This is a genomic window from Pseudomonas sp. Ors-4-3C, from assembly GCF_055755035.1.
Genome location: NZ_CM146900.1, coordinates 2,395,765 through 2,411,026, shown reverse-complemented (window position 1 = coordinate 2,411,026; position 15,262 = coordinate 2,395,765). Strand labels below are relative to the sequence as shown.

Annotated in this window: 8 protein-coding genes; 7 read left to right on the top strand and 1 reads right to left on the bottom strand. The window is 62.1% G+C overall.

Going from position 1 to position 15,262, the window contains the following annotated elements:
* Positions 1-91: 91 nt before the first annotated feature.
* The 5 genes from eprS (at position 92) to ACVHNU_RS10560 (ending at position 10,764) form a co-directional block, all read left to right on the top strand.
* Positions 92-3,043, top strand: coding sequence for an autotransporter serine peptidase EprS (eprS, locus tag ACVHNU_RS10580; RefSeq protein ID WP_473019663.1), 2,952 nt, complete (start codon positions 92-94; stop codon positions 3,041-3,043).
* Positions 3,044-3,267: 224 nt separating this feature from the next.
* Positions 3,268-6,354 (top strand): autotransporter domain-containing protein, encoded by a 3,087-nt coding sequence (locus tag ACVHNU_RS10575; protein WP_473019662.1) that lies wholly within the window; start codon positions 3,268-3,270, stop codon positions 6,352-6,354.
* Positions 6,355-6,411: 57 nt separating this feature from the next.
* Positions 6,412-8,100 carry a polyurethane esterase gene (locus tag ACVHNU_RS10570; protein ID WP_473019661.1) on the top strand — a complete coding sequence of 563 codons (1,689 nt, stop codon included), beginning with the start codon at positions 6,412-6,414 and terminating at the stop codon, positions 8,098-8,100.
* Between the two features lie 197 nt (positions 8,101-8,297).
* Entirely contained in the window at positions 8,298-10,151 is a 1,854-nt protein-coding gene (locus ACVHNU_RS10565; protein WP_338802023.1) for a polyurethane esterase, read from the top strand.
* A 238-nt stretch (positions 10,152-10,389) separates the two neighbouring features.
* On the top strand, positions 10,390-10,764 hold the full coding sequence (locus ACVHNU_RS10560; RefSeq protein ID WP_473019660.1) for a hypothetical protein: 375 nt from the start codon (positions 10,390-10,392) through the stop codon (positions 10,762-10,764).
* Between the two features lie 122 nt (positions 10,765-10,886).
* On the opposite strand, the gene ACVHNU_RS10555 is transcribed toward ACVHNU_RS10560, so the two are convergent.
* Positions 10,887-11,111, bottom strand: a complete 225-nt coding sequence (locus ACVHNU_RS10555) for a YgdI/YgdR family lipoprotein (protein ID WP_003224992.1) — start codon at positions 11,109-11,111, stop codon at positions 10,887-10,889.
* Between the two features lie 205 nt (positions 11,112-11,316).
* Here ACVHNU_RS10555 and ACVHNU_RS10550 point away from each other — a divergent pair, with 205 nt between their 5' ends.
* Entirely contained in the window at positions 11,317-12,969 is a 1,653-nt protein-coding gene (locus ACVHNU_RS10550; RefSeq protein WP_473019659.1) for a VRR-NUC domain-containing protein, read from the top strand.
* On the top strand, positions 12,966-15,251 hold the full coding sequence (locus ACVHNU_RS10545) for an ATP-dependent DNA helicase (RefSeq protein ID WP_473019658.1): 2,286 nt from the start codon (positions 12,966-12,968) through the stop codon (positions 15,249-15,251). The genes ACVHNU_RS10550 and ACVHNU_RS10545 overlap by 4 nt, the downstream gene beginning before the upstream one ends.
* The last annotated feature ends 11 nt before the right edge of the window (positions 15,252-15,262 follow it).

Genomic DNA, 15,262 nt, shown 5'->3' with positions numbered 1-15,262 from the left:
CGCCACGAATGGAGACGCGCTCGATATTTCAGGAAATGCTCGCCCGGCGAAACGGGTCATAACAAAAACATAAGAAAAGTGAGTGGTGAACATGGACGTACGCATCAAGCCGGCAGCGGTCGGCACTCTGTTGCTCGCAGTTTCCATTGCGCAAGCCAACGCGCAGTACCTTGAAACCGGCAAGCCCGGCGATCCCGCCAGTTGGCGCAGCGCCGAATTCCAGCGCGACTGGGGCCTGGCGCGGATGCAGGCGGATCAGGCCTACGCCGCCGGCATCACCGGTAAAGGCGTGAAGATCGGCGCTCTCGACTCCGGCTTCGATGCCGCCCATCCCGAGTTCGCCAGCGACCGCTATCACCCGGTGCTGGCCTCCGGCAGTTACGTCGATGGTTCGCTGTTCAGTGTCAACGGCACCCTCAACCCCAACAACGATTCCCACGGCACTCACGTGGTCGGCACCATGGGCGCGAGCCGGGACGGCACCGGCATGCACGGCGTGGCGTACAACGCACAAATCTACGTCGGCAACACCAACAACAACGACAGCTTCCTCTTCGGCCCCAAACCCGATCCGCGCTATTTCAAAGCGGCCTACGACGCCCTGGCCGCTGCCGGCGTGCGCGCGATCAACAACAGTTGGGGCAGTCAGCCGCCTGATGTCAGCTATCGCACCCTGGCCGATCTGCATGCCGCTTATGCCCAACACTGGAATCAGGGCACCTGGCTCGATGCAGCGGCGGACGTCTCGCGCCGTGGCGTGATCAACGTGTTCAGCGCCGGCAACAGCGGCTATCCGAACGCCAGCGTGCGCTCGGCGTTGCCGTACTTTCAGCCGGATCTCGAAGGTCACTGGCTGGCGGTCTCGGGGCTGGATCAGAGTAATCAGCAGAAGTACAACCAGTGCGGCATCGCCAAATACTGGTGCATCACCACACCGGGGGCGAAGATCGACAGCACCATTCCGGGTGGCGATTATGCGATCAAGTCCGGCACCTCGATGGCCGCGCCGCACGCCACCGGGGCACTGGCGCTGGTGATGGAACGCTATCCGTACATGAACAATCAGCAGGCGCTCGAAGTGCTGCTGACCACCGCCACGCAACTCGACGGCTCGGTCACCGATGCACCCACCGAACGGGTCGGCTGGGGCGTGGCCAACCTGGATCGGGCGATGCGCGGGCCGGGGCAGTTGCTTGGCGCGTTCGATGCCAACCTGGCGGCCGGGCAAAGCGATGTCTGGAGCAATGACATCTCCGACAAGGCACTGATTCAGCGTCAGCGCGAAGACCTCGCCGAACACAGCGCCTGGCAGCAAACCCTGCAGGACAAGGGCTGGCAGAACGGCATTGCGGCCGGCGCCAGTCAGCAGGATCAGACCGACTACGCGGTCGGTATGGCGCGTGATGCCGCCGCGGCGACCCGGGTCTATCAGGGCAGTTTGATCAAGTCCGGAGCAGGACGTTTGCTGCTGACCGGCGACAACACCTTCCGTGGCCCGACCACGGTCAATGGCGGCTTGCTCAGCGTCAACGGTTCGCTGGCGTCGGCGGTGACGGTCAACGACAGCGGCACCCTGGGCGGCTCCGGGCGCATCGGCGCGTTGCTCGCCAACAGCGGCGGCCGTGTGGCGCCGGGCAACTCCATCGGCACCTTGAACGTGGCCGGTGACGTGACCTTCGCCGCGGGCTCGACTTACGCGGTGGAGCTGTCACCGACCAGCAGCGACCGCATCGTCGCCGGCGGCGTCGCGAGCATCAACGGTGCCACGGTCAGCCTGTCGCTGGAAAACAGCCCGACTCTGCTCAGCACCACTGAAACTCGCAGCCTGCTCGGCCACTCGTACGACATTCTGCAAGCGGCTGGCGGCATTCAGGGCCGGTTCGGCGCGGTACTGCCGGACTACCTGTTCATCGGCGGCAACCTCGACTACGCGGCCAACGCGATTCAGCTCGACATCCAGCGCAACGCTACCTCGTTCGCCAGCGTCGGACAAACCCCGAATCAGCGCGCCGTAGCGGCTGCCGTCGAAGGTTTGGGCGCTGGCAATTCGGTGTACGAAAGCCTGCTGCTCTCAGCGTCTGCCGCCTCGGCGCAGCAAGCTTTCCAGCAACTGAGTGGGGAGATCTACCCGGCAATCGGTTCGATGCTGATCAATGACAGCCGCCAGTTGCGCGACGCGGTGGGCGAACGTCTGCACGATGCCAGCACCTCACAAAGCAATGGCTGGATCAAGGCCCTCGGTGCCTGGGGTTCGACCGACTCCGCTAACGACACGGCGCGCTACAGCACTTCGATCGGTGGCTTGCTCGCCGGTGTCGACGGTGCGCTGGACGAGCAGACCCGCATCGGTCTGGTCACCGGTTACAGCGACAGCTCGCTGAACATGGGGTCGGACACGCACTCGTCGGCCAAGGTCGACAGCTATCACCTCGGCGCTTACGCCGGTCATGAAATCGGCGCCTGGCGCCTGAGCACCGGCGCGGCCTACAGCTGGCATCGCGCCGATGTGAAGCGCGATCTGCAATACGGCGACGTCAGCGCCAAACAGAAAGCCAAGGTCGATGCGACCACTGCTCAGGTCTTCGGTGAAGCAGCTTACCGGCTGAACCTGCAACCGCTGGCACTGGAGCCGTTCGCCAACCTCGCTTACGTGCATCTGGACACTGACGGCTTCACCGAAAAAGGTGACGCGGCGGCGCTGAAAAGCTCTGGCGACCAGCGTGATGCGGTGCTCGGTACGCTCGGTGTGCGCGCGGTCAAGCGCTTCAACCTGTCGAATCAGCAGGCGCTGGACCTGAGCGGGCATCTCGGCTGGCAGCACAGCCTCAGCGACATCGACTCTGAACAACATCTGCGTTTTGCCAGCGGCAGCACGCCGTACTCGGTCGAGAGTTCGCCATTGGTGCGTGATGCGGCGCTGGTCGGTGTGCAAGCCAGCCTGGCCTTGAGCAAGGACGTGCGGGTCAACCTTGATTACAACGGGCAACTGGCCAATCGCGAGAAGAGCCATGGGGTTGGGTTGAGCCTGAACTGGCAGTTCTGACGGACGGTGTACGCGTCTCCCTGTAGGAGCACATACCTGTGGCGAGGGAGCTTGCTCCCGCTCGGCTGCGCAGCAGTCGCAAATTCGCAAAACCGGGTTCGACTGGAAAAATGCAGGGGGCCGCTTCGCGCCCCAGCGGGAGCAAGCTCCCTCGCCACAAAAAGCAGCATTCATGAGATTGAAGTACACGGATTTTTCGCAACAACACTAAGGAAGGTCGCTGGATGAATAACAACAAAACCCCCGCGCAAACGGGCGGTCGCTTCGCCATGAAAACGCTCAATTGCGCCGTGATTTGTGCGCTGACCACTTGGGGCAGCGCACACGCGGCGCCTTATGTGGAAAGCGGCCGCACTGGCGATCCCGCCAGTTGGCGCAGTGCCGAATTCAAGGCTGACTGGGGCCTGGGCGCCATCGGCGCGGATTACGCCTACGCCGCCGGTTACACCGGCAAAGGCGTGAAGCTGGGGATCTTCGACCAGCCGGTGTACGCCGCCCACCCGGAGTTTTCCGGGGCTAACAAAGTCATCACCCTGGTCACCAGCGGGATCCGCGAATACACCGACCCGTACATCCCGGTCAAAGCCGGGGACGCGTTCCGCTATGACGGTTCGCCCTCGGTCGGTTCCAACGGCAAGCTCGGCGCCCACGGCACCCACGTCGGCGGTATTGCCGCCGGCAGCCGCGACGGCGGGCCGATGCACGGGGTGGCGTTCGGTGCGCAGATCATCAGTGCCGACAACGGTGACCCGGGCCCAGAGGACGGTATCGTCCGTGGCAACGACGGCGCGGTGTACAAGGCCGGTTGGGATGCGCTGATCGCCAGCGGCGCGCGGATCATCAACAACAGCTGGGGCATCGGCATCACCGACCGTTTCGACCTCGGCGGCCGCAACCCGGCGTATCCGCACTTCACCGTCAACGACGCGCAATTGCAGTTCAACGAAATCCGCACGCTGCTCGGCACCAAGCCCGGCGGTGCCTACGACGGCGCCATCGCCGCCGCCCGCAGCGGTATCGTGACGATCTTCGCCGCCGGTAACGATTACAACCTGAACAACCCGGATGCCATCGCCGGCCTCGGTTACTTCGTGCCAGACATCGCGCCGAACTGGATCACCGTCGCCGCGTTGCAGAAGAACCCGGACCTGGCCAGCGCCAATCCGTACATCATGAGTACGTTCTCTTCGCGTTGCGGCTACACCGCGAGCTTCTGCGTCTCGGCACCGGGCACGCAGATCTACAGCTCGATCATCAGCGGCACCAACGCTGACAACCTGACCACTGGCTACGCCAACTACAATGGCACCTCGATGGCCGCGCCACACGTGGCCGGCTCGATGGCGGTGCTGATGGAGCGCTTCCCGTACATGACTGGCGATCAGGTCGCCACGGTGTTGCGTACCACCGCGACCGACCTCGGTGCACCGGGCATCGACGCCTTGTACGGCTGGGGCATGATCAACCTGCGCAAGGGCATTGATGGTCCGGCGATGTTCGTCACCGAGAAAGACATTCCGGAAGAATTTCGCATCCAGGGTGCCTACGGTTCCGGGCAGTTCGTCGCGGACTTGCCGGGCATCGGCGCGATCATCGACAAGGGCAAACCGACCGAGCGCCTGTGCACCGACATCACTTGTGGCCTCGACACCTGGCGCAACGACATTTCCGGTCACGGCGGCCTGACCAAACAGGGCATCGGCACCCTGGTGATGACCGGCAACAACACCTACAGCGGCCCGACCCTGGTCAATCAGGGGCGTCTGGCGATCAACGGCTCGCTGGCTTCGGCGGTCACGGTCAACGACAGCGGGATCCTCGGGGGGAACGGCCGCATCGGCGCACTGACCGCGAAAAGCGGCGGTACCGTCGCGCCGGGCAACTCGATCGGCACGCTGAACGTCGCCGGTGACGTGACCTTTGAACCAGGTTCGACCTACGCGGTAGAAGTATCGCCGACCAGCAGCGACAAGATCGTTGCCGGCGGCAAGGCGGTGATCGATGGCGCCACGGTCAGTCTGTCGCTGGAAAACAGCCCGACCTTGCTGACCACCACTGAAGTGCAGAGCCTGCTCGGCACGCAGTTCAACATCCTGCAAGCGGCCGGTGGCATTCAAGGGCAGTTCGGGCAAGTGCTGCCGAACTACGCGTTCCTCGGCGGCACCCTGGCGTACTCGGCGAGCGGCGTACAACTGGAAGTGGGGCGCAATGGCGCGTCGTTCGCCAGTGTCGGTCTGACGCCGAACCAGCGTGCGGTCGGCGCGGCTGCCGAGCGTCTGGGCGCGGGCAATGCGCTGTTCGAAACCCTGCTGTTGTCGCCGAACGCGGCGACGGCGCAACAAGCGTTCCAGCAGCTGTCCGGCGAGATCCATCCAGCCATCGGCACGCTGCTGATCAACGACAGCCGCTACCTGCGTGAAGCCGTGGGCGAGCGTTTGCGTGAGCGTGATCTGTTCAATGCCAACGCGCCGACCGACGATCGCAGCAACGCCTGGGTCAAGGTCCTGGGTTCGTGGGGCAAGAGCGATGGTGGGCATGAAAATGCCGACTCCAACAGCTCCATCAGCGGGCTGCTGGCTGGCGTCGACGGCTTGATTGCTGAAGATACGCGTCTGGGTTTCGTTACCGGTTATAGCGACAGCTCGTTGGGTATGGGCGACGGCACGCATTCGTCGGCCTCGGTCGACAGTTACCACCTGGGTGCGTACCTGGGGCATCAGATCGATGCGCTGCGTCTGACCGCCGGTGCGGCCTACAGCTGGCATCGCGTGGATGTGAAACGTGACCTGCAATTCGGTGACGTCAGCGGTAAACAGAAAACCAAGCACGATGCGGCGACTACCCAAGTGTTCACCGAAGCGGCTTATGATCTGCGCCTGCAACCGATGAATCTGGAGCCGTTCGCCAATCTGTCGTACGTGCACTTGAACACCGACAGCTTCACCGAGAAGGGTGATGCGGCGGCGCTCAAGGGTAGTGAAGACAACCGCGATGTGGTGCTGTCGACCCTTGGCGTACGCGCCAAGCGCACCTTCGCGCTGTCGGACAAACATCAGCTGGAACTGGGCGCGACCCTGGGCTGGCAGCACAACCTGAGCAGTGTCGATGCTGACAGCCACCTGGCCTTCGCCAATGGCAACAGCGCGTTCACCGTGCAGAGTGTGTCGATGGATCGTGATGCTGCCGTGGTCGGTGTACGCGCCGGGCTGGCGCTCAATCGCGATGTCCGGGTTAACCTGGACTATAACGGACTGATCGGTAACAACGAGAAGGATCACGGTGTGGGTCTGACGCTCGACTGGCAGTTCTAAAGGCAATGCCGGCAGTTCCTTGGGGGCTGCCGGTTTTGAAGGAAGAGAGAGCACAACATGGGACTGTTCGATTACAAGAATGCCGATGGCAAAGCGTTGTACAGCGACGCTATCGCGCTGACGCTGTATGCCTACACCCCGACCGGGCAAGCATTGCCGGGCACGGCCTGGAAACCGCTCAGTGCGACAGCGCTGGGCTATCAGGGCAAGGTCGGGGCGCAGGGTACGTTCTTCGGCGAGAAGGACGGCTTCACCAGCGCCGAAGCCGAAGTGCTTGGCAAATACGACGCAGCAGGCAAGCTGACCGGTATCGGTGTGGCCTTTCGTGGCACCGGCGGGCTTGGTTTCAGCGACACTTTCGGCGACTTGAAAAACAACCTGCTGGCCGCCATCGGGCCATCGGATTACGCGAGCAACTACGCGAAAAATGCCTTCGATAATCTGCTCAAGGCTGTCGCCGCGTTCGCGGTATCACACGGCATTGCCGCCAAAGATGTACTGATCAGCGGTCACAGCCTTGGCGGGCTCGGGGTCAACAGCGTGGCCGAGTTGAGCGCCAGCAACTGGGGCGGGTTCTTCAAGGACGCCAACTACATTGCGTTCGCTTCGCCGACGCAGAGCAGCACCGGCAACAACGTGCTGAACATCGGTTACGAAAACGATCCGGTGTTCCGTGTGCTCGACGGCACCACCTTCAGCAGCAGCTCAATGGGCAAGCACGACAAGCCGCATGAGTCGACCACCGACAACATCGTCAACTTCAATGACCATTACGCGTCCACCGCGCAGAACCTGGTGCCGTTCAGCATTGCCAATCCGCTGAGCTGGTCGGCCCATGGCTCGTTGGGCTATGCCGATGGCTTGAATCGGGTGATCGACTCGAAGTTCTACAACCTGACGCACAAGGACTCGACCATCATCGTCTCCAACCTTGAGGAAGCGTCCCGGGGCAAGACCTGGGTCGAGGATCTGGGGCGCAGCGGCGAGCCGCACACCGGCAGCACTTTCATCATTGGCACGCAGAGCAACGACTGGCTCAAGGGCGGGGCGGGTAACGACTTCCTCGAAGGCCTGGGCGGCGATGACCGTTTCCGTGATGACGGTGGCTTCAACATTCTGCTGGGCGGCCAGGGTCACAACACCTTCGAGCTGCAGAAACCGCTGCAGAACTTCAGCTTTGCCAACGACGGCGACGGCACGCTTTACGTGCGCGACGCCTACGGCGGTATCAGCATGACCCGCGACATCGGCGCGCTGGTGAGCAAGGAATCGGGTTCGTGGTGGGGCAGCAAGGAGATCACCTGGGGCGTCACGGCCAAGGGTTTGACCAATGGCAACGACCTGACCCAGTACACCCATTCGCTCAACGGCGATGCGTACGGTAATGCACTGCACGCCAGTGCCGAGGGGGACTGGCTGTTCGGGCTGGGCGGCGATGACAAGCTGATCAGCGACAAAGGCCACGTGACCTTCGTCGGCGGCGCCGGCAATGACGTGATGACGGCGGTGGGTGGCAACAACACCTTCCTGTTCAGCGGCGCGTTCGGTTTCGACGCGATCAATGGATATCAGGGCAGCGACAAACTGGTGTTCATGGGCGTCGAAGGCGCGGGGCAGGGCTACGACTACAAGCAGCATGCGGCACAGTCGGGGGCTGATACCGTGCTGAAGATTGGCGAGTATGCCGTGACCCTGATCGGGGTTGGGGTGGCTAACCTGTCGGACTCGTCTTTCGTGTTTGCCTAGCTCTAATGTGGGAGCGAGCTTGCTCGCGAAAGCGGTGTGCCAGCCAAGCAAATGGCAGCTGACACTCCCTCTTCGCGAGCAAGCTCGCTCCCACAGATTTGATGTGTAAGTAGTGAAAATGCTCCGGGGCGTGCCCGCGAGGGGCGCCCTGGCTGTGAGCTATCTCTGACAATTCCAACAAAAGAGAGGCAATAGCAATGGGTGTGTATGACTACAAGAACTTCGGCACAGCCGATTCCAAGGCGCTGTTCAGCGATGCCATGGCGATCACGCTGTATTCCTACCACAACCTCGATAACGGCTTTGCCGCCGGTTATCAGCACAACGGCTTCGGCCTCGGCCTGCCCGCCACGTTGGTGACCGCACTGCTCGGCGGTACTGATTCGCAAGGGGTGATTCCCGGTATTCCGTGGAATCCCGACTCGGAAAAACTAGCCCTCGACGCCGTGAAAAAGGCTGGCTGGACACCGATCACCGCTTCGCAACTGGGCTACGACGGCAAGACCGACGCGCGCGGAACCTTCTTCGGCGAGAAGGCCGGTTACACCACCGCCCAGGTGGAAATCCTCGGCAAGTACGATGCCCAGGGCCATCTCACGGAAATCGGCATCGCCTTTCGTGGCACCAGCGGCCCACGGGAAAACCTGATCCTCGACTCGATCGGCGACGTGATCAACGACCTGCTGGCAGCCTTCGGTCCCAAGGACTACGCCAAGAATTACGTCGGCGAAGCGTTCGGTAATCTACTGAATGATGTGGTGGCGTTCGCCAAGGCCAATGGCCTCAGCGGCAAGGACGTGCTGGTCAGCGGCCACAGCCTCGGCGGGCTGGCGGTCAACAGCATGGCCGATCTGAGCGGCGGCAAGTGGGGCGGATTCTTTGCCGATTCCAACTATATTGCCTACGCCTCGCCGACCCAGAGCGGCACCGACAAGGTGCTCAACGTCGGTTACGAAAACGATCCAGTGTTCCGCGCCCTCGACGGCTCGACCTTCACCGGCGCCTCGGTCGGCGTGCACGACGCGCCCAAGGAATCGGCCACCGACAACATCGTCAGCTTCAACGATCACTACGCCTCGACCGCGTGGAATCTGCTGCCGTTCTCCATCCTCAACATCCCGACCTGGATCTCGCATCTGCCGACCGCTTACGGTGACGGCATGAACCGGATCATCGAGTCGAAGTTCTACGATCTGACCAGCAAGGACTCGACGATCATCGTCGCCAACCTGTCGGACCCGGCGCGGGCCAACACCTGGGTGCAGGACCTCAACCGCAACGCTGAAACCCACAAGGGCAGCACGTTCATCATCGGCAGCGACAGTAACGACCTGATCCAGGGCGGCAGCGGCAACGATTATCTCGAAGGTCGCGCCGGCAACGACACCTTCCGTGACAGTGGCGGCTACAACGTCATTCTCGGCGGCGCCGGCAACAACACCCTCGACTTGCAGCAGTCGGTGAGCAAATTCGACTTCGCCAACGACGGCGCCGGCAACCTGTACATCCGCGATGCCAAGGGCGGGATCAGCATTACCCGCGACATCGGCAGCATCGTCACCAAGGAGCCGGGCTTCCTCTGGGGCCTGTTCAAGGACGACGTGACCCATAGCGTGACGGCCAGCGGCCTGAAGGTCGGCAACAACGTCACGCAGTACGCGTCCAGCGTCAAAGGCACCAGCGGCGCCGATACGCTGAAGGCCCACGCCAGTGGTGACTGGTTGTTCGGTCTGGACGGCAACGACCACTTGATCGGCGGTGCCGGCAACGACGTGTTTGTCGGTGGCGCCGGCAATGACCTGATGGAGTCGGGGGGCGGGGCGGATACGTTCCTGTTCAACGGCGCGTTTGGTCAGGATCGGGTGGTGGGTTTTACGTCCAACGACAAACTGGTGTTCCTTGGCGTGCAGGGCGTGTTGCCTAACGACGACTTCCGCGCGCATGCCTCGATGGTGGGGCAGGACACGGTGCTGAAGTTTGGCGCTGACTCGGTGACGCTGGTTGGAGTGGCACTGAATAGCCTCAGTGCCGATGGAATTGTGATCGCCTGATGCACCCGTAACCTGTGGCGAGGGAGCTTGCTCCCGCTGGGTCGCGAAGCGGCCCTGAAGACTTTGTGCGCGCTACGCGCTCAAGCGGGAGCAAGCTCCCTCGCCACAACCCAGTATCAAAAGTGACTCGATAGCCACACCCTGACTCAAAAGCTGTGCAAACAGCAAAAGCGGCCTAAAGCCAGCACGTGCCCACACGTTCTATAGCTAGCCGCCATCGAGTACAGGAGATTCACACGTGAGAAGGTTCAAGGGGTATGTCGGGATTGTCGGACTGGCGCTGTTATCGGCCAATGCCTGGGCCGATCTGCCGCCAACCTCGATTCTGAGCCGCTACGGGATCAGTACCGATCAACTGCCGAAACCGGAAAAGACCGAAGTGGTCGAGCCGGTGGAAGAGAAAAGCCTGTTTCAGATTCAGCCCGAACAGCCGTTCGTGACGTTCCGGCCGGGTGACGGCAAACAAGCGCAAGCCACTGGCAACCTGAGCATTGACCGCATGACCCAGCTGGATCTGGAACGCTGCCGGCGTCTGCAAGCAGAACTGGCGCGGCGGGGCGAGCAGTATTTCAGCTGTGACAACAGCATTGTGGGTTTGCCTGCTTTCGAATAACCCAGGCGGATAACACTTTCCTTGTAGGAGCTGCCGCAGGCTGCGATCTTTTGATTTTGATCTTGAAAAACAAAGTCAAAAGATCGCAGCCTTCGGCAGCTCCTACACGTACAGCAGGGTGGTCAGTCTTCCTTGCGCACCGTCGCGACCTCGTCGCCGCGGACTCTCACCTTGGTCCCGGAAATATCCTCGAATTCATAGAACCCATCCTTGTTCTTGGTTTTCGGCATGTCCTTGGTCAAATACTGGGTGCCGTTCTGCAAGGTGACCACCGTCGGCGTCGAGCAGCCGCCCAATGCCAGCAGGGCCGCTACCGCCAGGGGAATACCCAGAGTCTTGATCTTCATACCCACCTCAAATACCTCATTCCATATCAATTGACCGACTTCGGTCTCTAACGCGGTTGGTGCCATCCAACCGGGAAAAGTTCGATGGCACCCTGAAAAAATTCCGATTGCCGCTGCCACTGATCTTTTTCCGTTTGCACGCGACAGGGTAGAGCTGGTATCTGTACGCATAACCAGTATTCGCTCGCCATGGCCCTGAATTCCCGTGACTGCCAACCCGCTCGACGATCCGTTCTATTACCTCAACAACTTCCGGCAAGTGCTTGATTGGCTTGAGCTGCGCTATGCCGATGTGATGAGCGAATCCGAGCACGGCTTTATCCGCCACTTCAAGGCTTTGCCACGCGCCTCACAGGGTTTGCTGGTGCGCATGGTAATGCGCAAGGGCGTGCATTTCCGCCTCGGCAAACTCAACTACCCGGAAATCGGGGACATCAGCGACGCCGCGCAGCCGTTGCTGAGTCACGGCTGGCTCGACGATCAGGCTCTGTTGAGCGTGGCCGAAGTGTTCGACGTGTTGCTCAAGGCCGAACTGCTGCAAGCGTTCGGTGCTTTTATCGAACAACCCAAGGGGCGCAAGGACGACTGGCTGCCGGCGCTCGCGGAGCAATTCAGCGCACCGCGCAGCCTGTCCGACTGGGCGCCGACGCTGGGCGACTGCTTGCTCAGCCTGACCATCATGGACCTGTGCGACCGCCTGCGCCTGATGTTCTTCGGCAACCTGTACCAGGACTGGTCGGAATTCGTCCTCGCCGACCTCGGCATCTTTACCTACGAAAAAGTCGAGTTCTGCGCCGATTCCCGTGGCCTGCGCAGCCGTGAAGACGTTGACGCCTGCCTGTTCCTGCATCAGTGCCAGCAACGCTTCGAGGCCGGTGAACCGTTGGAAACCATTGTCGAGCAGGTCAGCGCATTGCAGTTCGCCAACCCGTGGCTGCAACGGCGGCGCGGCAAGGTGCTGTTCCAGATCGGCCAGTATTGCGAGCGCATCACGGAGTTCGCCCTGGCGCTGAGCATTTACCGCGATTGCGCCTACCCCGGCGCCCGCCAGCGAATGATTCGGGTGCTGGAGCGCTGCGGCGAATACGCACTGGCGCTGGAGCTTGCCACTCGCGCCGAACAGGCGCCGGAAAGCGCCGCCGAACAGCAGAGTCTGCAGCGGATGCTGCCCCGGCTGCGACGCAAACTCGGCGGGCCACCGCTCAAGCGCGCAACGCCGCGCCCGGTCGAGCGCCTTGATCTGCAATTGCCGCGCACCGATCCGTCGCTGTCGGTGGAGTTTTATGTGCAGGCGCATCTGCACGAAGACAGCGGCCCGGTGCATTACGTCGAGAACAGCCTGATCAACTCGCTGTTCGGCCTGCTGTGCTGGCCGGCGATTTTTGCGCCGCTGCCGGGGGCGTTTTTTCATCCGTTTCAGCGTGGGCCGGTGGATCTGCTCAACGAAGACTTCCAGCAACGCCGCGCCGAACTGTTCCAGGCGTGCCTCGACCAACTCGACGATGGCCGTTATACGGCGACCATTCGTGAGCGCTTCGTCGCCAAATGGGGCGTGCAGTCGCCGTTCGTGTTCTGGGGCGCCTTGAATGAGCAACTGCTGGAGCAGGCGCTGGCGTGCTTGCCGGCCGAACATCTCAAGCACTGGTTCAATCGCCTGCTGCTTGACATCAAGGCCAACCGCGCCGGTATGCCCGATCTGATCCAGTTCTGGCCGCAGCACAAGACCTACCGGATGATCGAAGTCAAAGGCCCCGGTGACCGCCTGCAGGACAACCAACTGCGCTGGCTGGAGTTCTGCCACCAACACCAGATGCCGGTCGCCGTGTGCTACGTGCAATGGGCGGAGCAGAGCGCTTGAGCTACAGCATTGCGGTCCGCGCGTTGTGCGAGTTCACCGCCAAGACCGGCGACCTCGACCTGCGGTTTACCCCTTCGCCGACTGCGCTCGAAGGCATGCTCGGGCACCGCACCGTGGCCTCGCGGCGCAGCGACAAGTACCAGAGCGAAGTGGCGCTGGAAGGCGAGTTTCTGCAATTGAAAGTCAGGGGCAGGGCGGACGGCTACGACCCGGCGCAGAACTGTCTGGAAGAAGTCAAAACCTATCGCGGTGACCTGAGCAAGCAGCCGGCCAACCATCGCCAGCTGCATTGGGCGCAGGCAAAAGTCTACGGCTGGCTGATGTGCCGCAAGCTCGAGCTTGAGCAGATCAATCTGGCGCTGGTGTATTTCGACATCGTCAGCGAGAAGGAAACCTGTCTGGTCGAGGCCTTCACTGCGCCAGTCTTGCAAGACTTTTTCGAACAACAATGCCGGTTGTTCCTGAACTGGGCCGAGCAGGAAGTGGCCCATCGCGAGGCGCGCAATCGGGCCGCGCAGCAATTGAGCTTTCCCCACGCCGACTTTCGCCCCGGCCAGCGGCATCTGGCCGAATCGGTGTTTAAAGCGGTCAGCACCGGCCGTTGCCTGATGGCGCAGGCGCCCACCGGGATCGGTAAAACCCTCGGCACGCTGTTCCCGATGCTCAAGGCGTTGGCGCCGCAGCAACTGGACAAGGTGTTGTTCCTGACCGCCAAGACCCCGGGGCGCAAACTGGCGCTGGATGCCAGTCAGGTGTTGTTCGATCAGTCTGAACGCTTGCCGTTGCGGGTGCTGGAGATGGTCGCCCGCGACAAGGCCTGCGAACACCCGGACAAAGCCTGTCACGGCGAGTCCTGCCCGTTGGCCCAAGGCTTCTATGATCGCCTGCCCGCCGCCCGTGAAGCGGCCAGCCGGATCAATCTGCTGGATCAGGCGGCGATGCGCGAAGTGGCTCGCCAGCACACGGTTTGCCCGTACTACCTGAGCCAGGAAATGGCCCGTTGGGCCGACGTGGTGGTGGCGGACTACAACTATTACTTCGATTTCAGCGCGCTGCTGTTCGGTCTGGCCCAGCTCAATCAGTGGAAAGTCGCGGTGCTGGCCGATGAAGCGCACAACCTGGTCGAGCGCGGACGTTCGATGTACAGCGCCAGTCTCGATCAGGCCGCGCTGGCCAGTGTGCGCAAGACGGCCCCCGAGGTGCTGAAAAAATCCCTGCAACGGGTCAACCGCGAATGGAACGCGCTGCATCAGCCGCAACTGGCGCCATATCAAGCCTACGACAAGGCCCCGGAGAAACTGCTGCAAGCGGTGTCCCTGTGCAGCGCGGCGATTGGTGATTACCTCAACGACCATCCGCAGGGACTCGACAGCGCGCTGCAAACCTTCTACTTCGACATGCTGCAGTTCGGCCGGGTAGCGGAGCTGTTCGACGAGCATTACCTGTTTGACATCAGCAAACGTGACCTCGAGCGCAAACGGCCGCTGTCGCAGCTGTGCCTGCGCAATGTGGTGCCGGCAGCGTTCATCGGCCCGCGCCTGAAAGCGGCGCGCAGCAGCGTGCTGTTTTCCGCAACGCTGAGCCCGCGGCGCTATTACGCCGACCTGCTCGGTACGCCCGCCGACACGGTATGCATCGACGTCGAATCGCCGTTCAGCGCCGATCAACTGCAGGTGCAGATCGTCAGCCGCATTTCCACGCGCTTCAATCATCGGCAGGCGTCGCTGGAACCGATCGTCGAGCTGATCGCCCGCCAGTTCAGCGAGCGTCCGGGCAATTACCTGGCGTTCTTCAGCAGCTTCGATTACCTGCAACAGGTGCTGACCCTGCTCGCCAAACGTCATCCGCAGATCAATCTGTGGCAGCAATCCCGGGGCATGGCTGAAGGGCAGCGTCAGGTATTTCTCGATCAGTTCACCGCCGACAGCCAGGGCATCGGCTTCGCCGTGTTGGGCGGTGCGTTCGGCGAGGGCATCGACCTGCCCGGCGCACGGCTGATCGGCGCGTTCATTGCGACCCTGGGGCTGGCCCAGCTCAACCCGGTCAACGAACAGTTGAAACGGCGTATGGCGGCGATTTTCGGTGCCGGTTACGATTACACCTATCTGTATCCGGGTGTGCAGAAAGTGGTGCAGGCCGCCGGGCGAGTAATCCGCACGCGGCAGGATCGCGGCGTGGTGATGCTGATCGATGACCGCTTCGCCGAACCGCGCATTCAGCAACTGTTGCCGCGCTGGTGGGCGCTCGGTACAGACCCGGCCTCAGATCAAAGCGTGAATTGAAGCGCGTTTGC